Source organism: Streptomyces sp. NPDC005483 (assembly GCF_040606035.1).
Taxonomy (GTDB): Bacteria; Actinomycetota; Actinomycetes; order Streptomycetales; family Streptomycetaceae; genus Streptomyces.
In genome coordinates, this window is sequence record NZ_JBEXEA010000005.1 from 348,284 (window position 1) to 367,673 (window position 19,390).

General features: G+C 71.0%; 17 protein-coding genes and 1 pseudogene. 10 read left to right on the top strand and 8 right to left on the bottom strand.

Annotation, left to right across the window (positions count from 1 at the left end; translation table 11 throughout):
* The first annotated feature begins 38 nt into the window (after window positions 1–38).
* From ABZT06_RS12805 to ABZT06_RS12840, 8 genes and pseudogenes are all read left to right on the top strand, one after another.
* Window positions 39–1,220, top strand: coding sequence for a glycosyltransferase family 4 protein (locus ABZT06_RS12805; RefSeq protein ID WP_355739033.1), 1,182 nt, complete (start codon window positions 39–41; stop codon window positions 1,218–1,220).
* Window positions 1,217–2,644 (top strand): exopolysaccharide biosynthesis polyprenyl glycosylphosphotransferase, encoded by a 1,428-nt coding sequence (locus tag ABZT06_RS12810; RefSeq protein ID WP_355739035.1) that lies wholly within the window; start codon window positions 1,217–1,219, stop codon window positions 2,642–2,644. Before ABZT06_RS12805 ends, ABZT06_RS12810 begins: the two co-directional genes overlap by 4 nt.
* A gap of 3 nt (window positions 2,645–2,647) precedes the next feature.
* Window positions 2,648–4,003, top strand: coding sequence for an O-antigen ligase family protein (locus tag ABZT06_RS12815; RefSeq protein WP_355739038.1), 1,356 nt, complete (start codon window positions 2,648–2,650; stop codon window positions 4,001–4,003).
* Window positions 4,000–5,793 carry a lipid II flippase MurJ gene (locus tag ABZT06_RS12820; protein ID WP_355739040.1) on the top strand — a complete coding sequence of 598 codons (1,794 nt, stop codon included), beginning with the start codon at window positions 4,000–4,002 and terminating at the stop codon, window positions 5,791–5,793. The genes ABZT06_RS12815 and ABZT06_RS12820 overlap by 4 nt, the downstream gene beginning before the upstream one ends.
* Window positions 5,777–6,541 carry a polysaccharide deacetylase family protein gene (locus ABZT06_RS12825; protein WP_355739043.1) on the top strand — a complete coding sequence of 255 codons (765 nt, stop codon included), beginning with the start codon at window positions 5,777–5,779 and terminating at the stop codon, window positions 6,539–6,541. The genes ABZT06_RS12820 and ABZT06_RS12825 overlap by 17 nt, the downstream gene beginning before the upstream one ends.
* Before the next feature lie 2 nt (window positions 6,542–6,543).
* The gene (locus tag ABZT06_RS12830) at window positions 6,544–7,692 is read left to right on the top strand and encodes a glycosyltransferase (RefSeq protein ID WP_355739046.1); all 1,149 of its coding nucleotides are present in this window, start codon (window positions 6,544–6,546) and stop codon (window positions 7,690–7,692) included.
* Complete coding sequence (locus ABZT06_RS12835; RefSeq protein ID WP_355739048.1) at window positions 7,692–8,351, top strand: lipopolysaccharide biosynthesis protein; 660 nt, start codon at window positions 7,692–7,694, stop codon at window positions 8,349–8,351. Before ABZT06_RS12830 ends, ABZT06_RS12835 begins: the two co-directional genes overlap by 1 nt.
* Before the next feature lie 2 nt (window positions 8,352–8,353).
* Window positions 8,354–9,445, top strand: a pseudogene (locus tag ABZT06_RS12840) (GNAT family N-acetyltransferase); the annotation flags it as partial.
* A gap of 32 nt (window positions 9,446–9,477) precedes the next feature.
* Here the strand turns inward: ABZT06_RS12840 and ABZT06_RS12845 are convergent.
* On the bottom strand, window positions 9,478–10,851 hold the full coding sequence (locus ABZT06_RS12845) for a glycosyl hydrolase (protein WP_355739051.1): 1,374 nt from the start codon (window positions 10,849–10,851) through the stop codon (window positions 9,478–9,480).
* Between the two features lie 174 nt (window positions 10,852–11,025).
* Between ABZT06_RS12845 and ABZT06_RS12850 the strand changes: the two genes are divergently transcribed.
* Window positions 11,026–12,285, top strand: coding sequence for an ATP-grasp domain-containing protein (locus tag ABZT06_RS12850; RefSeq protein WP_355739054.1), 1,260 nt, complete (start codon window positions 11,026–11,028; stop codon window positions 12,283–12,285).
* Window positions 12,285–13,550 (top strand): NAD(P)-binding domain-containing protein, encoded by a 1,266-nt coding sequence (locus tag ABZT06_RS12855; protein ID WP_355739057.1) that lies wholly within the window; start codon window positions 12,285–12,287, stop codon window positions 13,548–13,550. The genes ABZT06_RS12850 and ABZT06_RS12855 overlap by 1 nt, the downstream gene beginning before the upstream one ends.
* A gap of 51 nt (window positions 13,551–13,601) precedes the next feature.
* Here the strand turns inward: ABZT06_RS12855 and ABZT06_RS12860 are convergent, their stop codons facing one another.
* The 7 genes from ABZT06_RS12860 to ABZT06_RS12890 form a co-directional block, all read right to left on the bottom strand.
* Window positions 13,602–14,312 carry an LPXTG cell wall anchor domain-containing protein gene (locus ABZT06_RS12860; RefSeq protein ID WP_355739060.1) on the bottom strand — a complete coding sequence of 237 codons (711 nt, stop codon included), beginning with the start codon at window positions 14,310–14,312 and terminating at the stop codon, window positions 13,602–13,604.
* 572 nt (window positions 14,313–14,884) lie between these two features.
* A complete protein-coding gene (locus tag ABZT06_RS12865; RefSeq protein ID WP_355739063.1) occupies window positions 14,885–15,133 on the bottom strand; it encodes a hypothetical protein in 249 nt (82 codons plus the stop codon).
* Window positions 15,134–15,359: 226 nt separating this feature from the next.
* Entirely contained in the window at window positions 15,360–15,854 is a 495-nt protein-coding gene (locus tag ABZT06_RS12870) for a hypothetical protein (protein WP_355739066.1), read from the bottom strand.
* 123 nt (window positions 15,855–15,977) lie between these two features.
* Window positions 15,978–16,238 carry a hypothetical protein gene (locus ABZT06_RS12875; RefSeq protein WP_355739069.1) on the bottom strand — a complete coding sequence of 87 codons (261 nt, stop codon included), beginning with the start codon at window positions 16,236–16,238 and terminating at the stop codon, window positions 15,978–15,980.
* 360 nt (window positions 16,239–16,598) lie between these two features.
* A complete protein-coding gene (locus ABZT06_RS12880; protein ID WP_355739072.1) occupies window positions 16,599–16,850 on the bottom strand; it encodes a hypothetical protein in 252 nt (83 codons plus the stop codon).
* 360 nt (window positions 16,851–17,210) lie between these two features.
* Window positions 17,211–17,468 carry a hypothetical protein gene (locus ABZT06_RS12885; RefSeq protein WP_355739075.1) on the bottom strand — a complete coding sequence of 86 codons (258 nt, stop codon included), beginning with the start codon at window positions 17,466–17,468 and terminating at the stop codon, window positions 17,211–17,213.
* Between the two features lie 269 nt (window positions 17,469–17,737).
* Window positions 17,738–19,273: a von Willebrand factor type A domain-containing protein gene (locus ABZT06_RS12890; protein ID WP_355739077.1), complete on the bottom strand. Its 1,536-nt coding sequence runs from the start codon at window positions 19,271–19,273 to the stop codon at window positions 17,738–17,740.
* Between the last annotated feature and the right edge of the window lie 117 nt (window positions 19,274–19,390).

Here is a 19,390-nt window from a genome sequence, read left to right on the forward strand (position 1 = left end):
CCCGTCCCGAGTGCCAGGGTGAGTTGAGGGCATCGCACATGCATCCGTCACCGTCCGCCCTTCAACCGCGGGTCCTTCACCTCACCCAGCCCGTGGAGGGCGGGGCCGCCCGCGTCGTGACGGACCTGGCGCGCGCGCAACTCGCGGCCGGTCTGGCCGTCACGGTGGTCTGCCCCGACGGCGAGCTCGCCACCCGGCTCCGGCCGCTGGGCGCGGACGTACGGCACTGGAACGCGACGCGGTCACCGGGTCCCTCTCTCGTGCGGGAGGTACGGCACCTCGTGCGGGTGATCGATGAAGTGCGTCCCCATCTCCTGCACGCGCACAGCGCGAAGGCCGGGCTCGCCGGGCGGCTCGCCGTGCGGGGACGCATCCCCACCGTCTTTCAGCCTCACGCCTGGTCGTTCGAGGCCGTCGGCGGGGCCACCTCGGCGCTCGCGCTGGCGTGGGAGCGCTGGGGGGCGCGTTGGGCCTCCCGCATCGTGTGCGTGAGCGAGGCGGAGCGCACGACCGGCGTGCGCGCCGGGATCAGTGGGCGATGGAGTGTCATCCCCAACGGCGTCGACCCGCAGCGCTTCCACCCCGCCCCGGCGGGCGCCGTACGGGCCGGACTGAGCCCGTTGCGCAAGGTCGATCCCGGCGCGCCGCTGGTCGTCTGCGTAGGGCGGCTGTGCCGGCAGAAGGGGCAGGACGTCTTGCTGGCGGCGTGGAGTGCCGTCGCCCGCAGGGTGCCCGGCGCGCGTCTCGTCCTGGTCGGCGACGGGCCGGACCGCAACCCGCTGCGGGCGCACGCGCCAGGGTCCGTGCTGTTCGTCGGAGCCGTCGCCGACGCCGTCCCCTGGTACCAGGCCGCCGATCTCGTCGTTCTGCCGTCCCGTTGGGAGGGCATGGCGCTGGCCCCGCTGGAGGCAATGGCCTGCGGGCGGCCTGTCGTGGTCACCGACGTCGACGGTGCCCGCGAGAGTCTGCCCCCCGCCCTCGCCGCTCGCTGCCTGGTCCCGCCCGAGAACCCGGTGGTACTGGCCAGGGCCGTCACCGAACTGCTGCTCGACCCGCCGCTGCGCGAGTCGCTCGGCCACCAGGGGCGCCGGCACGTCCTGTCCTCGCACGACGTGCGGCACACCGCCGAGGCGGTCGCGGACGTCTATCGCGACCTGATCAGCCTGCGGCTCGCGCCACGCGTCGCGCCCCCAGAGCATAGGGAGTCGATCCACCCGTGACCGCGGAAAGCGCCCTTTCCTCCCCCGGCACACAGACCCGGGACCACGGATTCTCGCCCGTCTCGGTCGTGCCGCCCCGCGGCACCGCCCCGGGGCCGAGGTTCACCGCCCGCAGACCGCCCGCGCGGCCGTCCTCGCCGATGCCCCTGCTTGTCGCGGATGGCACGGCCGCCCTGCTGGGTGTCATGACACTGGCCGGGACTCAGTTCCGTCCGCTGTCGTCGGCCCTGCTGGTGGCCGTGTCACTGTTGCTGCGTCCGCGTCGCGGGCGCCCGTCGGTGCCGGGGGTCCTGGACGAACTGCCCGCCGTCTGTGGCCGGACCGCGGTGGCCTGGCTGACGCTCGCGGCGCTCGTGGCGGCGTACCGGCCGGATCACGCGCTGACCGCCGGCGCTCTGCTGGTGGGCTTCGCCGTGCACACGGCGGCGAGCTGCGCACTGCGCGGCACCGTGCACGCGAGACGGCGCGCGGCGCTGCTGCGCCACCCGCACACCGCACTCGTCATCGGGCCGGCGGCGTCCGCGCAGCGCGTGGCCGCCGCCGTGCTGCGGCATCCGCGGTGCGGGGTGCGGCCGGTGGGGATCGTGGCCGAACGGCAGGACGGCGCCGAGGGCCTGCCGGTGCTGACGACCGGTGAGGAGGTAGAGCGGGCGGTCGTGCAGAACGGCGTGCGCGCGGTACTCGCCGTGCACCCCTCGGTGCGGGCCCAGCAGGGACCGCTGCTGCGCGCGCTGGCCGAGTGGGGCTGCGTGGTGTGGGAGGTCGACGCGGACTCCCCGTCGTATGCAACGCAGGAGCGGCTGGCCGGGTTCGCCTGCCGGCGCCTGGAGATGTCCGCGGCGCTGCACCGCGGCGCGGGCAAGCGGACGCTCGACGTCCTGGTGTCGGGGACGCTGCTGCTGCTGGTCAGTCCTCTGCTGCTGGTCTGCGCGGTGGCGCTGCGGATCAGCGACGGGCCGGGCGTGGTGTTCCGGCAGGAGCGCATCGGCAAGGGCGGAAAACCCTTCACCCTGCTGAAGTTCCGCACTCACCGCCCGGTCGACGGGCACGAGGCGGCAACCCGGTGGAGCGTGGCGAACGAACGCGAGATGCGCGGGTTCTGCCGCATGCTGCGGCGCACCTCGCTCGACGAGCTGCTCCAGCTGTGGAACGTGCTCCGGGGCGACATGAGCCTGGTCGGACCGCGGCCCGAACGCCCGTACTTCGTCGCACAGTTCAGCCGCACCCACCCCGGCTACGCGGACCGTCACCGCCTGCGGACCGGCATCACCGGCCTCGCCCAGATCCACGGACTGCGCGGCGACACGTCCATCGAGGACCGCTGCCGCTTCGACAACGTGTACATCGACAACTGGTCGCTGTGGCAGGACGTGTGCATCCTGCTGCGCACCGCGGCCACGCTCGTTCGTCCGACGGGGAGCTGAAGCGTGAGCCTCGCACTGACACCGCTCGCGCGCCGGGGCACTCTCCTGACGCCGGTCCTGCCCGTGGTGGCCGTACTCGTCCTGCTGGCGCTGCCGCTGCCTCCGAGCGGTGACGCCGGGCCGGGTCCCGCCGACGCGGCGTCCGGACTCGTAGTGCTGTACTGCGTGATCCGTCTGGTACGGGACCGGCGGCGAGCCTTGTCGCGCACAGCCGCCGTGGTACTGGGTCTGCCGGTGATCGGGCTGGCCCTCGCGGCCACGGGGGCGTACGCGCCCGGGGCCGGGATCGCCGGAATGGGCCGGTATCTGCAGATCTTCGTGCTCGTGCCGGCGGCGGTCCTGCTGCTGATCCGCGACCAGGTCGACTTCCGGTTGCTGACCTGGGCGTTCGTGGGGCTCGCGGTCGTGCAGGGAGCCTTGGGGGTGCATCAGCACATCACCCGGAACGGCGCCTCGTATCAGGGCGAGCCGATCCGGGCGGTCGGCACGTTCGGGCCGCAGGACGTGATGGGCATGGCAACGGTGGTCGCCCTCGGCCTGGTGTGCGCGCTGGGTCTCGCGCTGGGGCGGACATCGGTACGGCAGCGGGCAGTCGCCGTCCTGTGCGCGCTGGCGCTGCTGGCGCCGCTCGCGCTGTCCTTCAGCCGGGGTGCGTGGATCGCGACGGCCGTGACCTGCACGCTGCAGCTGGCACTGGCCGGGCTGCGGCGCGCGCTGAAGGTGGCCGCGGCAGTGGTCGCGGCGGGCGTGGTCCTGGTGGGAGGCCTCGGTGTCGGCTCGGCGATGCTGCAGGACCGGATCGACAGCATCCGACAGGTCACCGACGCCCCCGACCAGTCCGTCGTCGACCGTTACACGATGTGGGCGGCCGCGACCGACATGTGGCTCGACCACCCGCTGACCGGCGTCGGGTTGAAGGGCTTCCCCGAACACCGGGACGGATACGCCTCGCTGGCGCTGTCGTCGGGCAGCGACACGGAGGGCGCGGGGTCCGCGTACCGCAGGCAGCCGCTGCTGTCGCCGCACAACATGTACTTGCTGGTGCTCAGCGAGCAGGGCCTGATCGGGTTGCTGGGCCTCGCCGGAAGCTGGCTGGCCCTGCTGGTGTGCGGGGTACGGGCCGTGATGCGGGCCCGCAGGCCGGGGGCGCACGGCCTCGACTGCGGGCTCGTCGCCTGCGGGCTGCTGGTCTGGCAGCTGACCGACTTCGTGTACGGCGACATCGGCGGCCCCTCCACCGTGCTGTCCGCCGTGTGCTTCGGGCTGGTGGCGTGGTGGGCGCTGGCCGGGAGCGCCGAGGCGGAGGCCGCGACGACGGTTCCGGTGATCAGGAGCTCGGAGAAAGCCATGGCGCGATGACCGTGACGCCGCCGCGGACCACGCGGTCTCCCGGTCGCGGGACCGACGGGACGGCCGTACCCGCGGCGCGGGCCGCCGCGCAGGCCGTGGACAGCACCGGAACGACCGCGGTCACCGGGAAGTTCCTCGCCAAGGCCACCCTGATCACGGCGTCGCTGTCGGTCGCCGGGGCGCTGCTCGGCCTGGTGCGGGACCAGACGCTGGCCCGGCTCTTCGGGGCGGGCAGCGAGACCGACGCCTTTCTGGTCGCGTGGACCGTACCGGAGTTCGCCTCCACGCTGCTCATCGAGGACGGGCTGGCCATCGCGCTGATCCCGGCGTTCAGCTTCGCCCTGGTCCAGCGTGCCCAGGGGGCCTCCGGCGACCCGGTCCGCTCCCTGGTCGCCAGCACCCTGCCCCGTCTGTCCCTCGGCTTCGTCGCCGTGTCCGTGCTCGTCATCGGCGCGGCCCCTTACCTGGTCGACGCTCTGGCTCCCGGCCTGGCGGACCCCCGCCTCGCCACGGACTGCACCCGGCTGACGGCGACGTGCGTGCTGAGCTTCGGGCTCGCCGGGTACTGCAGCGCGGCCCTGCGGGCGCACCGCCGCTACCTGGCGCCCGCCACGATCTACGTGGCCTACAACGTCGGCATCATCGCCGCGATGTTCCTGCTCGGCGAGCGCTGGGGCGTGCGATCGGCGGCAGCCGGAGTGGCGGTGGGCGGCTGCCTGATGGTGGCCGCCCAACTACCTTCCCTGCGGCGGCATCTGAGGAGTCACCCGTCCGCGGCCGACGGAGCCGGGGCCGAGGCACCCCCGAAGAACCTCGCCCTGATCAGTACGGTTCTCCTCTTCGCCCTGTGCCGCCAGTCCCAGGTCCTGATCGAACGCTTCCTCGCCTCCCCCCTTCCCTCCGGGGCCATCTCGCACCTCAACTACGCGCAGAAGGTGGCCCAGATCCCGATGACGCTCTCGCTGATGCTGTGCACCGTCACCTTCCCGGTGGTGGCGCAGGCGCTCGCCGACGGCGACACCGAACGGGCCCGCGCCCGCGTCGAGCGGGACCTGGTGCTGGCTTCCTGCCTGGTGCTCGTCGGCGTGGCCGCGGTGGTCGCCTGCGCCCCGCAGATCATCGCGATCCTCTTCCAGCGGGGCGCTTTCACCGCACAGGACACGGTGGTGACGGCGGGCGCCATGCGCGTGTACGCCCTCGGGCTGCTCGGCCAGACCCTGGTCGGGGTCCTGATCCGCTCGTACTTCTCGGCGGGGCGGCCCACCTGGTATCCGACCGGCGCGATGGCGGCCGGCGTGGGCGCGACCTTCTGGGTCGGGGAGGCGACGGTGAACTCCTGGGGCGTGTCGGGGATCGCCGCCGCCAACGCCGTCGGCATCACCGTCACCGCCGCATTGCTGCTCCTCGGCCCTCCGCGCAGGTCGAAGGGACCGGCAGGCGGCACAGGCCGGGGCGCGCGAACGCCCGAAGGGCCGGGCACGCTCGCCGTCCCGGCTTCGCCCATGGCACCGCATGGGCCGGCCGTGCTGTACGACAGCTCGCGCGGGGTCCCGATCCGTACCCGGCAGGTGCTGTCCGAGTTGAGCAGGCCGGTGCTGGCGGCGGGGGTCGCGACGGCGGCGGGGGCGTTCGCCGCGAGCGGGCCGCAGTCTCAGGTGGTCGGCCTCGCGGTGGGCTGCGTGACCGTTGCCGCCGTCTTCCTCGTGCTGGGACGGGCCCTGGGTGCCCAGGTCTGCATGTTCGCGTTTCGTTCCGTACGTACCGTCACACGAAGGCTGAGGCATGGTCGCTCCAGTTGAATCCGTCGGTGCCGACAGACGCCCCGCGGCGCGGCCGGGTCCGGTCCCGTGGGTGGCGATGTACCACTCCGTGGGCGACTGCTCCGACGACCCGTACCGCATCACGGTCACACCCGAACGGCTGGAGCGGCAGCTGGCCTGGCTGCACCGGCGCGGCCTTCGCGGCGTGTCCGTGCGCGAACTGTTCGCCGCCCGGGCCCGGGGCGAGGGGCGGCGCCTGGTCGGTCTCACCTTCGACGACGGATACGCCGATTTCCTCGAGCATGCTCTTCCGGCGCTGCGCCGCCGGCACTTCGGTGCCACCCTCTTCGTCCTGCCCGGACAGCTCGGCGGCGTCAACTCCTGGGACCCGCTGGGCCCGCGCAAAGCACTGCTGACCGTGGACGGCATCCGGCGCGCGGCCTCCGAGGGCGTGGAGATCGGCTCCCACGGGCTGACGCACGTCGATCTCACCCAGGCCGACGACGTCACGGTGAAAGCGGAGGTCGCCGACAGCAGGACGCTGCTGTCGGAGCTGATCGGCGCGCCGGTCGAGTGCTTCTGCTACCCGTACGGCACGGTCGACGAGCGCGCTGTCGCCGCCGTACGCGAAGCCGGCTACGCCTACGCCTGCGCCATCGACCCCGGTCCCCTGACCGGCCCGCACGCCCTCCCCCGACTGCACATCGGCCAGAACGACACGGCCTGGCGGCTGTACCTCAAGCACAAGCTGCACAGGCTGCGCCGGTCCCCCGTGGAGGGCCTGTGACCATGAAGGCCCTCCACATCATCACCGGTCTCGGTGCCGGCGGTGCCGAACAGCAGCTCCGTCTGCTGCTGCGGCACATCAGCGTCGACTGCGAGGTGGTGGCCCTCACCAACCCGGGCACCGTCGCCGACGGGCTGAGCGCCGACGGCGTCCGGGTGCACCACCTCGGGATGAACGGCAACCGCGATCTGACCGCGCTGCCCCGCCTGGTCCGTCTGATCCGCGCCGGCGGCTACGACCTGGTGCACACCCACCTGTACCGCGCCTGTGTCTACGGCCGGTTCGCCGCCCGCCTGGCCGGCGTCCGGGCCGTGGTCGCCACCGAACACTCTCTCGGCGACTCCCAGATGGAAGGCCGGAAGCTGACGGCGGGCGTCCGCGCGCTCTACCTCGCCAGCGAGCGACTCGGCTCCGCCACGGTCGCCGTCTCCCCCGCGGTCGCCGACCGCCTCAGACGCTGGGGCGTACCCTCCCCGCGCATCGAGGTCATCCCCAACGGCATCGACGTCAATCGATTCCGCTTCGACCCGGCCCGGCGCCACCGCACCCGCCGCCACCTCGGCCTGCCGGAGGACGCCTTCGTCGTCGGCGGGATCGGCCGGCTCTGCGCGGACAAGCGCTTCGACGTCCTCGTCAAGGCGATGACCCGGCTTCCGGACGACCACTGGCTGTTGCTGGTCGGAGGCGGCCCGCAGGAGAGTGCCCTGCGCCGCACGGCCCACGAGGCAGGCGTGGCCGACCGTGTCCTGTTCGCCGGCGAACGCCCCTACGTCCCCGACGGCTCCCCCGGCCCGGACCTGCCCTCCCTCACCTCCGCCATGGACCTGCTCGCCTCACCGTGCCCGGAGGAGTCCTTCGGGCTGGCGGTCGTGGAGGCCCTGGCGTCCGGCCTGCCCGTGCTCTACGCCTCCAGCCCGGCGATCGAGGACCTGCCCCCGCAGGCCACCGCCGGCGCCCTGCGGATGCGCGGCGGCCCGGAGGCGTACGCCGGCGCCGTAGCCGAGGTGCGCGCGGCCGGTCCGCGGCCTCGTACGGCGCCGGAGGCGGCCCACCGCTACCACATCACCCGCAGCGCCGCCCGTCTCATGGACGTGTATGCGACGGCGCTGTCCTGCTCATTGCCCCGTTCACCCCAGGGAGCCAGTACGTGATGACCGACAACCACGCCCGACACCACCGGCAGCCCGGCCGCCTGACCCGGGCCGGCCTCCTGCGGCCGTGGTCGCTGCTCGCGGCCGGCGTGCTCGCCGGCGGCCTGCTCGGCGGCACCTACGGCACGCTCAAAGCCCCGACGTACACAGCCACCAGCTACGTGGTCGCCGTACCGAGCGAGAAGTCCGACCCGGCCTCCGCACTCGGCTTCGCACAGGCGTACGGCCGTGCCGCCACGGACCTCGCGGTGCTCGGAGACGCGCAGGTGTGGGCGGGCGTGCCGGTCCCGACGCTGCGTCGAAGCGTGCGGACGGTTGCCTCGCCGGACGCGCCGATGGTCGCCGTCTCGGCCACCTCCCCGCGCCCCGGGCTCGCCGCCGACATGGCCAACGCGGTCACCCGCGCGCTGACCCGGCACGCGAACGAGACCAAGGCCAGCACCCACGTCGAACTCGTCCAGTTCTCGCGGGCGGTGCGGCCGACAGAGCCTACGTCCCCGTCACCGACGGTGACCGGTCTGGTCGGCGCGTGCGCGGGTGGCCTGCTCGGCGGACTGGTGCTGCTCGTACGGCCGAGGCGGACCGGGGACGAGCAGTCCCTTCGCCCCGCCTCGGTGCCCGGCCCGGCGCTCGCCGCCGACGTGCACGGACAGCTGTGACAGTGACGTACACGACGGAACTCGTCACCGAGGGACGCGCTTTCGCCGAAGTGGGTCCGGCCTGGGAGCGGCTGTACGAGCGGTGCGGCGCGGCGACCCCCTTCCAGAACCACGCCTGGCTGCACTCGTGGTGGCTGTCATACGGCAGGCCCGGCCGACTGCGGCTGGTACTCGTGCGCGAAGGCGCCGAACTCGTGGCTGCCGCGCCCCTGATGCTCCGGCGCGTACCGGTGCCCACGCTCGTACCACTCGGCGGGCCCATCTCCGACTACGGGGACGTCCTGATCGACGACGAGCGGGCGGACGGGGCGGCCGCCGTGCTGGCCGAGGCGCTGTCGGCCGCCGCCCGCACCGCGCTGATCGACTTCCGTGAGGTGCGGCCGGGCGGCGCGGTCGAGCACGTCTACGACCGCTGGAGCGGGCCCCGCCACCGGATGCAGGACTCGCTGTGCCTGGAGCTGCCTGCCGTGCCCATGGACGGGTTGTTGTCCCGGCTGTCGTCCGGCAAGGCCCAGCGGGCCCGCGCCAAGCTGCGCAGGCTGACGTCTCTCGGTGTGGAGCGGCACGTCGTGACGCCGGACCAGGTCGGCGCGGCGCTTCAGCGGCTGATCGAACTGCACCGGCTGCAGTGGCAGGGCCGGAAGGTGACGTCGGAGCATCTGCAAGCGCGCTTCTGCGAGCACCTGGTGCGGTCCATGGGAGCGATGGTGCGCTCCGGCGACGCGGTGGTCACCGAGTTCCGGCTCGACGACGACGTGGTGGCCGTCGACCTCACGCTGCAGTCGCGCCGCCTCACGGGTGGTTACCTGTACGGCGCCCATCCGTGCCTGCGGGAACGCAAGGCCGACGTGGCGGCGATGCTCCTCGACGCGTGCACCCAGCACGCGGTCAGCGGCGGGCAGAGCACTCTGAGTCTGCTGCGCGGCAACGAGCCCTACAAGCACCACTGGCGCCCCGATCCCGTGTCCAACCAGCGGCTGCTGCTTGCCCGTCGACGCACCGCCCCGCTGATGTCGGCGGTGGTCGGCTACGTGGCCGCGCGTCGGCGGGGCAAGGAGCTGCTGAGTAACTTCCGGGAACGGGCCGATGACGGCGGGTCCGTCTCGGGCCCCGTCGTCGCCGACCGCTACCGGGTCCGCGACCACCCGTCGAAACGCCGGCACACTTTCCTGCCGAACCAGGACTCGATCCAGTGGGCGAGACGCAGCGGCGAGCAGGCCGTCGAGCTCAACGGGACCGGAAGTGTGGTGGGTGCGGGCAGGGTCGCCGGCCAGCCGGTGCGACCGGAGAGCACGGACCAGTAGACCCGGGACGAACCGGGGTTGGCCGGGCACTGCCAGACACCGTGCGGACAGTAGTCGGTCAGCGTGTTGTACAGGGGCTTGTGCGCGTCGATCCAGGCGAGCATCCGCCGCATGTACGTGTCGTTGTCACCATTGCGGAACAGCCCCCATTCTGGATAGGAAATAGGCTTGTTGTGGGATTTCGCGAAGTCCACATGCGCTTGAAGTCCGTAGGGCTCATTCACCTGTTCGTCGAAGGAAAGTCCTCGCGGCTGGTCGTACGCGTCCATGCCGATGATGTCGACGGTGTCGTCACCCGGAAAACACTGAGTCCAGGGAATGGCGTCCCGGCCGCGGCTCGGTGTGAAGTCGAACCGGAATCTCTGGCCCGGCACCGACCGCATGACGGTGACGATCCTGTTCCAGTACTTCTTCCAGGCCTCCGGGTCGGGCCCGCAGCGATGGGTGTACGTCGTGCCGTTCATCTCCCAGCCGAGCACCAGGATCGTGTCCGGCACCTTCAACGCCACCAGCCGCTCGGCGAGTGCGCGGAAGTGGTGATCGAACTGTCCGGCGGCGCCCTGCCGCAGCAGCTTCCGGACCTCGGCGTCCGGGACGCCCTCCTCGTTGCGTTCCAGCATGGGCACGTTGAGGACGAACATGCGGTCGTCCTTGGCCGTGCGCCAGCGCGCCCACGTGTCGAGGAACTCCGGAGCGCCTTCGATGTTGCTCCAGCGGTCACCGGGCAGATAGCTGTGGCCGACGCGCAGTTCGGCGCCGCCCAGCCAGCTGCTGAGCCTCGTCATGGCCGTCACACCCGGGGCCCCGGAGTCGAGGAAGACGCCGAAGGCGGGACTCTCCTTGCCAGGCGCCGGGGTCGGCGGCCCGGTGACGGAAGGAGTCGGCGGCCCGGTGACGGAAGGGGTCGGCGGGGTGACGGAAGGGGTCGGCAGGGCGGACTGCGGCAGTTGGAAGGAGTGAGGTGGAGGCGTGGGGACCAGGGTGGCCGCGGGCGCCTGCGGAGTCGGGCGCGCGGCCGACGCGGTCACCGCGGGCGCTGCCGGCTCCGGGACGATCGGCGTCGGAGCGGGAGGATCGCCGACAAGTGGCGTCCCCGCCGCGGAACCGGCGCCGGACGCGAGCGCCGCCGAGAGGGCGACTGCCGCGGCGACGACCGCCAACCGTCCTGTCCGGGCCCGGCAATTCTTTAGAACCATGCCTGTTCCTCTCCCCGCTCACTCTGTTTCCTGCCGTTGCTCTTTGCCCGGTCGCACTACTGATGGCCAGTCACATGAAGTCAGTCACAGGAAATGAATCGTCGCCATCGCGCTTACGACGTTCGAGCGTCTCGCTCCCCTGTACGGGTGAGCCGATCTGAAGGAATGAAGTCCGTGCCGCTGCTCGACACCCGCGTACCCGCCGTTCTGCTGCGGATCGACCGGAATCCCTTTCACCACGGAACGCTGGGGGCCGTGCGCTCGCTCGGCAGAGCAGGAGTGGAGGTGCATCTGGTCGCCGATACCACGGGAAGTCCCGTCACCAGATCGCGCTTCGTCAGCGAGACGCATCCTCCGCCGCCGCCCGGAGCATCCCCCCGCGAGATCGCCGTTGCGCTGCGCCGGGTGGCCGCCCGGGTCGCGCGTCCCGCCGTCCTGATCCCGATGGACGACGCGAGCGCGGTCGCCGTGAGCCGCATGCGCGAGGAACTCACCCCCACCTACCTGCTGCCCGACACGCCCGGCGCGCTGCCCGAACACGTCGCCGACAAGGCCGAACTGGCCCTTGTGTGCGCGTCCGCCGGCATCCCGCACCCGGTCACGCTGGCCCCCGGCAGCCTGGCGGAGGCCGCCGACGCCACGCGGCGGCTGGGTCTGCCGATAGTGGCGAAGTGGAGCCGGCCCTGGCAGGTGCCGTCGGGCAGCGGCTTGCACAGTACGGTGCTGGTGAAGTCCATTCGGCAGGCAGGGGAGTTGTACCTGCGTACCGGGGAGGCCGGCAGCCCGCTGCTGCTCCAGGCGTATCTGCCGCCGGGGCGGGACCGCGACTGGTTCTTCCACGGATACGCCGACCGCTCCTGCGTGGTGCGCGCGGGCGGGCCCGGCCGCAAGCAACGGGCGTGGCCGCGCGGAGCGGGCCTGACCGTGGTCGGCCGCTGGACGGGCAACCCTCAGGTGCGGGCGCTCGCCGAGCGACTCACCGGCGAGCTGGGCTACCGCGGAATCTTCGACCTCGACTTCCGCCGCTGCGGCACGACGGGCCGCTACCACCTGCTCGACTTCAACCCCCGCCCCGGCGCCCAGTTCGGGCTCTTCACCGACACCGCCGGCCTGGACGTCGTACGCGCCCTGCACCTCGATCTGACGGACCGTCAACTACCGGTGGGCAAGCCACAGGAGGGACGGTCGTTCGTGGTGGAGAACTACGCACCGCTCGCTGCCCTGCGGCGGGCGCCCCACGGACGCGAACTGGCCTGGCACGCCCCGGACGACCCGGCTCCCGGCCGAGCGATGTGGGCCCTGTGGTGCCGTCATGTGACCCGTCGCCTGCGAGAGCGGCTCCCCGCGACCCCGGCGGCGCCCGTGCCGGCCCGCGTGGGCCACCAGGTGGTCGCACCATCCCTGATCGACGACGAGAAAGCGAGAAGTCACTGATGTACGACTTGCTGGTGGTGGGCGCCGGCCCGTACGGCCTGTCCATCGCGTCACACGCCGCGGCCGCCGGGCTGAACCTGCGCGTCCTCGGACGGCCCATGGCGTCCTGGCGGGACCACATGCCCGGTGGCATGTTCCTGAAGTCGGAACCCTGGGCCTCCAACCTCTCCGATCCCGAGCGGCGTTGGCGCCTGGACGCCTACTGCGCGACCCAGGGCCGGACGGCGCGGCACGGCGAACCGATTCCGGTGGCGACGTTCGCCGCGTACGGCCTCTGGTTCGCCGGGAACGCCGTGCCCCAGGTGGACGAGCGGATGGTGAGCCGGGTGACGGCCCGCCCTGTCGGCTTCGATGTGGTCACGGAGGACGGAGAGGTACTGCGCGCCCGGACGGTGGCACTGGCGGTGGGCGTCATGCCTTTCGTGGAGGTGCCGTCTGCGCTGCGTGGCCTGCACCCCGCGCTCGTCTCGCACAGCAGTCACCACAGTGATCTGGAACGATACCGCGGTAGGGACGTCACCGTGGTCGGAGGCGGCCAGGCGGCCCTGGAGACCGCCGCGCTGCTCGCCGAACAGGGCACGCGTGTACGTGTGGTGGCGCGGGCCGACCGGCTGTGGTGGAACGACGTACCACCGCCCTGGCGGCGTCCCTGGTGGAAGTCGGCCCGCGCCCCGCACAGCGGCCTCGGCTGCGGCTGGCGCAACTGGTTCTACGCCGAACACCCGGGCCTCTTCCACCGCCTCCCCGAGCCCACCCGAGCACGCATCGCGGCCAACGCGCTGGGCCCGGCGGGCGCCTGGTGGGTACGTGACCGGGTCGAGTCGGCGGTGGAGGTGCTGCTCGGCCACGAGGTCGCCACGGCCCGTCCGGTGCCGGGCGGCGTACGGCTGGAGGCGGTGAGCCGGAGCAGGGAGCCGCTCTCCCTGGAGACCGAACACGTGATCGCGGCCACGGGGTTCCGGGCGACCCGGGACCGGATGGCCCTGCTCTCCGACGAACTGCGCGGGAGCCTTGCGACGGCGGCCGACGGCTCCCCGGCCGTCGGGCGGGTCTTCGAGTCCTCGCACCCGGGACTCTTCCTCGCGGGTCTGGTGACAGCCTCCGCGTTCGGGCCGGCCATGCGCTTCGTCCACGGCGCGAGCTTCACGGCGGCGACCCTCGTACGAGGGGTTCGCCATCGGCTGCGCGCCACCCCGATCGCCGGAGCGATCCCGGTACCAGCCGTCCGGGAACCCTCGAAGGCACCGTCGCGGGCAAGGGGCTGACGAAAGACGCCGGGTGCCGGACGCGATGCGTCCGGCACCCGGCAGGGAGCACTACCGACGGGAGGTGGCCCGTCCTCGCCGGTACAGGACTACGCCGCCCGTGATCAGCAGCGCGGCAACACCCGAGCCCACGGTGATCTCGGGCCCGGCGCCGGTCTCGGGGAGGGTGGGAGGCTGCTCCGGGGGCGCGGCGGGCGGCTTCACCGCGGGCGGGGTGTGCGAGGGCGGGATGTGCGAGGGCGGCGTCCTGGTCGGCGGTGTGGTGACGGGGGGTGATGCCGGCGCGGTGGGAGGAGCCGTGGGCGGCGTGTCCGAGTCGTCGCCGTAGCCGGCGTCGTCGTCGCCGTTCCCGACGGCGTGGTTGCCGCTGCCGTCGCCGTCGCCCTTGCCGACGACATCCTTGCCGCTACCGCTAGCGCTGCCGTCGCCCTTGCCGACGACATCCTTGCCGCTACCGCTAGCGCTGCCGTCGCCCTTGCCGACGATCTCCCTGCCGCCGTCACCGTCGCCGTTCTCGCCGGTGTCGCCGTAGCCGTCGATGTCGGCGCGGGCGTTGGCCTGCCCCCCGACGGAGCTGTGATCGGCGTGCTCGCGAGAGGCGCTGTCGTCGTGGTGAGCGTCGGACACGCCCGACAGGGCACCGAGCGGTCCCCCCAGGGTCCCTTCGGAGTGTGCGTTCGCGAACGCCGGGATGCCGCAAAGGGACAGGATGCCGGTCGCGGCCGCGGCCACGACCATTCCCCTGCTCAGGTTCTGTCGCAATCTATTCGTCTTCCTGATCGAAGCAGTGGAATAGCCGGACCCGGTGCCGTCAGCTCCGCCCCCTCTTCCTGCCGTTACGCCGGGAATCGGCTTGCCGCCTGCCATAGTTTCGTTGCCACCTGATTTTCTGGCTGGTCCAGTGATGGGATCCGGTGAAGTGCCAATACCGGCAACCCGAGCATCGGTAGATTCGGTCCGGAATTTTCTCCAACAGCGGCTGCTTGATCAGCCAGGCCCTCGCCTCGGATTCAGTCCGGAAAGACGCTTTCCCTGTCTCCGGACAACGCGGAAAGACGATCATATCGCCCACAGTTCCCTCCGAGGCGCAAGCAGATTCACATTCCTCTTCAGCAGAAGGACGGAATCGATGGTGCACCAAGAGGGAAACAAGCTTCAAGTAGGCAACCCCCATAAGGATGAAGATCCCGCGAGGTTCATCCGTACAGCCCACAAAGAAAGACTCATGCGAATTTCATCGATCGGACGATATTCGTAGCCCAAAAGCCTCAGCGGCCACCCGTAGGGATGGCCGCTGAGATCCGGCTGTTCAGTTCTTGACGACGGCCGGCTGATCAGTTCTTCGGAGCGACCAGCGTGCAGAAGTTACCGATGTTCGTGACACTGTCGCCGAGGACACTGACCGACGGGGCGATCGTGACCGTGGAGGGGGAAAACTCCTGGTCGCATTCGAGGGACTGCGCGTTGGTGGCGGGGGCCGGGGCGGGCGGCTCACCATCGCAGGCCTGAGCAGCCCCGGCGGCCGTCAGTCCGACGCCACTGATAACGCTGGTCACCAGCATGATTTTCTTGAACCTACGCATGCGTATCTCCGGGTGTTGACTGGCGGCGACCACGAAGGTCGTGGCCGCTCCGGAACAGAAAGGGGCGTCGAGCTTCTCAGCGCCTCAAAACGTCCCCTGCTCCGCTGATATTGACTGTCTTCCTCGCAGCCCCGGGACGACGCACTGATCTGTACGCCCGGCACGGCGAGTACCGAGGAGCGAGCCTCGTACCAGGGCACGAGACCCGGCGTTCCCGTGCCCGGGATCAGCCTTCGACGGAGCCGATCACCGTGCAGAACTTGCCGCTGTTCTCCCCGCTGCCGCCACCGACACCTTCCGAGCCGGTAGCGGGGGCGAACGTCGCGCCGGTCTCGAGCTCCTGGTCACAGGACACAACCTGCAGGTTGTCGACGGCGGACGGGAAGTCGCCGTCGTGGCCGTGACCACTGTGGGCATTGGCAACCCCGCCACCCACGAGGCCGAGACCACCGACCATGACGGCTACGGCCGCGACGTTCTTGAGCTTCTGCATTGCATCTCCGGTTTCTTCACGCACACGACCCTCGTTACGGACCGCGCCCGATTGATTACAGACCATAACATGCGCCGCGCTTAGCGCCATATTTCCGACATCAATCGAGTGAAGCGAAAAACACCTTTTAATGACATTCGGAATCTCGACCACGCGACAGGCACGGCCGGGCACCGGAAGCCCTGGAAAGCAGAATGCCTCCGACAGGTAACTGGAGACGAGGGCCATCAGAGGCCCTCGTTCCTACCGGCCGGAGGCAGATTCCGTCCCACCGTCGGACATCGACACGGTGAGGGGCCGAGGAGCGGGCCTCGCGCCGAGGCACGGAACCCGCCGCTCCCGCGCCCGGGATCAGTCTTCGACGGACCCGATCACCGTGCAGAAGTTGCCGATGTTCTCGCTGTTGTCGCCGCCGACCGTGCCGACGACGGGGGCGAACGCCGCACCGGTCGCGAACTCCTGGTCGCAGTCCACGACCTGCAGGTTGTTGACCGCGGACGGGAAGTCGCCGTCGTAGCCGTGACCGCCCTGAGCGCTGGCAACCCCGCCACCCACCAGGCCGAGACCGCCGACCATGACCGCCACGGCCGCGACCTTCTTGAGCTTCTGCATTGCATCTCCGGTTTCTTCACGCACACGGCCCTCGTTACGGACCGTGCCCGACTGATTACAGACCATAACATGCGCCACCTTTGACGCGTTATTCTCGATACGGCCAATTGAGTGATATCGAAAAAGTCATCCACCATTTAATGGCATTATCGACGCTTGACCAAGGCCGACCCGACACTCCGTTCGGAACCTGGAAAGCAGAACGCCTCCGACCGGTAACTGGACACGAGGGCCATCAGATGTCCTCGTTCCTACCGGCCGGAGGCAGATTCCGTTCCCACCATCAAACGTCGGCACGATGAGGGGCCAAGGAGCGGGCCTCGCGCCGAGGCACGGAACCCGCCGCTCCGGCGCCCGGGATCAGTCTTCGACGGACCCGATCACCGTGCAGAAGTTGCCGAAGTTCTGGCTGCTGTCGCCGGCGATCGCGCCGGTGACAGTGGGAGTGAACGCGGTGGGGCTGAAGTCCTGGTCACAGTCCACGACCTGCAGGTTGTCGACGGCGGACGGGTAGTCGCCGTCGTGGCCGTGGGCGCTGGCGACCCCGCCACCCACCAGGCCGAGACCGCCGACCATGACCGCCACGGCCGCGACCTTCTTGAGCTTCTGCATTGCATCTCCGGTTTCTTCACGCACACGACCCTCGTTACGGACCGTGATCGATTGATTACAGACCATAACACCCGCCACCTTTGACGCGTTATTCTCGATACGGCCAATTGAGTGATATCGAAAAAGTCATCCACCATTTAATGGCATTATCGATGCTTCACCAGAGCCGGCCCGACACTCCGTTCGGGACCTGGAAAGCAGAACGCCTCCGACCGGTAACCGGACACGAGGGCCATCAGAGGTACTCGTTCCTACCGGCCGGAGGCAGATTCCGTTCCCACCGTCGGACATCGACACGGTGAGGGGCCGAGGAGCGGGCCTCGCGCCGAGGCACGGAACCCGCCGCTCCCGCGCCCGGGATCAGTCTTCGACGGACCCGATCACCGTGCAGAAGTTGCCGATGTGCTGGCTGCTGTCGCCGGTGACCGCGCCGACAGCGGGCGTGAACGCGGTGGGGCTGAAGTCCTGGTCGCAGTCCACGACCTGCAGGTTGTTCACCGCGGACGGGAAGTCGCCGTCGTAGCCGCGACCACCGTGAGCGCTGGCGACCCCGCCGCCCACCAGACCGAGACCGCCGACCATGACCGCGACGGCCGCGACCTTCTTGAGCTTCTGCATTGCATCTCCAGTTTCTTCCCGCACACGGCCCTCGTTACGGACCGTGCCCGACTGATTACAGAAGATACATGCGCCGCCCTCAGTACCCCATTCCAGACACACCCGATCGGGTGCCCCTCATGGAGATTTGCGACTCTTTGCGGTGGCGACCATGCCGTCAGAGGGTGCGCTGTGGTGGTCTGTGCGCTGGTCTGAACGTCGCGCAGGCCGTCCAGGCGGTCGGCGCTCGATCGCGGCGAGCGAATCACCGATACGCCGTCCGGCTGGACTCAGTCCAGGCCGTTGCCCGCCTCCCCGATGGCCTCGGCGAGTTGCTCTACGGCCGGGTCCTCGGTGGTGCGGGCCAGAGCGGTGGCGTGGCGGTGGAGCGTGTCGAGGCTCGGGGCACCTGGAAGCGGAGTGCGGTCGTGGGCCGTCGAGCGGAGGGCGTCGGCGAAGTAGGCGGCGACCGCGGTGACCTGGAAGCGGGGGCTCGCGGTCCAGACGGAGGGCTCCAGGGCGCTGGTCTCCAAGTCGCCTGCGGCCTCGTGCGGGGCGCGGGTGCCGGGGTCGAGCCAGCGGACGGTGGCGGTGGCGAGGTGGCCGTGGGCGCCGGGCTCGGTGCGCACGGCGTAGAGGGCGGTCACGGTGTGGCCGGGGCCGACCTCGCCGCCGTCGACGCGGTCGTCGCGGAAGTCGTTGTCGGCGACGCGGCGGTCGTCGTAGCCGACCAGGCGGAACTCGGCGACCGTCTCCGGATCGAAGGCGACCTGCGCTTTGGCATCGCGGGCCGTGAGGTCGATGTTCTTCGGGAGCTGCTCGCAGAAGACCTTGCGCGCTTCGTCGGGGTCGGAGACGTACACCGTGTGGCCGTCGCCCTTGTCGGCGAGGCGTTCCATCAGGGCGTCGCCGTAGTCGCTGCCCACGCCGACGCCGAACAGGGTGATGCCGTGTTCGCGGCGGGCGCCGTCGATGCGGTCGAGGATGGAGTCGGGGTCGGTGTCACCGTCGTTGGCGAGCGCGTCGGAGACGAGGACGACCCGGTTGGTGGCGCCCTCGCGCAGGCCCTTGACGGCCGTGGCGTAGCCGGCCTCGACGCCGGCGCCGAGGTTGGTGGAGAAGGCCGGCTCCAGGTTGTCGATCGCCTGGTGGACTTCACCGCGGTGGCCGTCGAGGCGGGTCATCGGCAGGACGGTCTCGGCCTGGTCGCTGAAGGTGACGATGGCGACCGAGTCGTCGTCGCGCAACCGGTCCGTCATCACGCCGAGGGACTCCTGGGCGAGGTCGAGGCGGCCCGGTTCGGCCATGGAGCCGGAGATGTCGATGACGAAGGTGAGGGCGGCGGGCGGGCGGGCGCCGCGCTGCTGCTGCGTGCCGCGGGTGGCCAGGCCCACGCGGACCAGGGACCAGTCCTCGTCGCTGGTGCGGGCGCCGTCGACAGTCACCGTGAAGCCGTTGCCGTCGGGGCGTTCGTAGTCCTGGCGGAAGCTGTTGACGAACTCCTCGGGACGGATCGTCGACGGGTCGGGGAGCCGGCCGTCGGCGAGGGTGCGGCGGGCGTAGCCGTAGGAGGCGGTGTCGACGTCGAGGGCGAAGGTGGAGACGTAGTCGGGCGAGGGGGCCGCCTCGCTGGACGCGCCGTCGGCGCCGTCGGTGCCCTGTTCGCCGGTGCCCCGGCGCTGGTCGGGGGCGGGGAAGCCGGTCGCGCTGCCCGCGCTGCTGTGGTCGCCCGTGTCGCTCCCGCCGCACCCGGTGAGCAGCAGGCAGCCGGCCGCGGTGAACGCGAGCAGTGTGGCGCGCAGCCGTCGTACGCGATATCGCTCCATCTTCCGTGCCCCCTTGGTCTGTTGACGCCGATGTCTGTGACTGTGACGGCGCCGAGGGACGGAACGTGCGCTATGGAGCGTTGCGGATGGATTTCGAAGAGGCCACGGAAGGCGGCC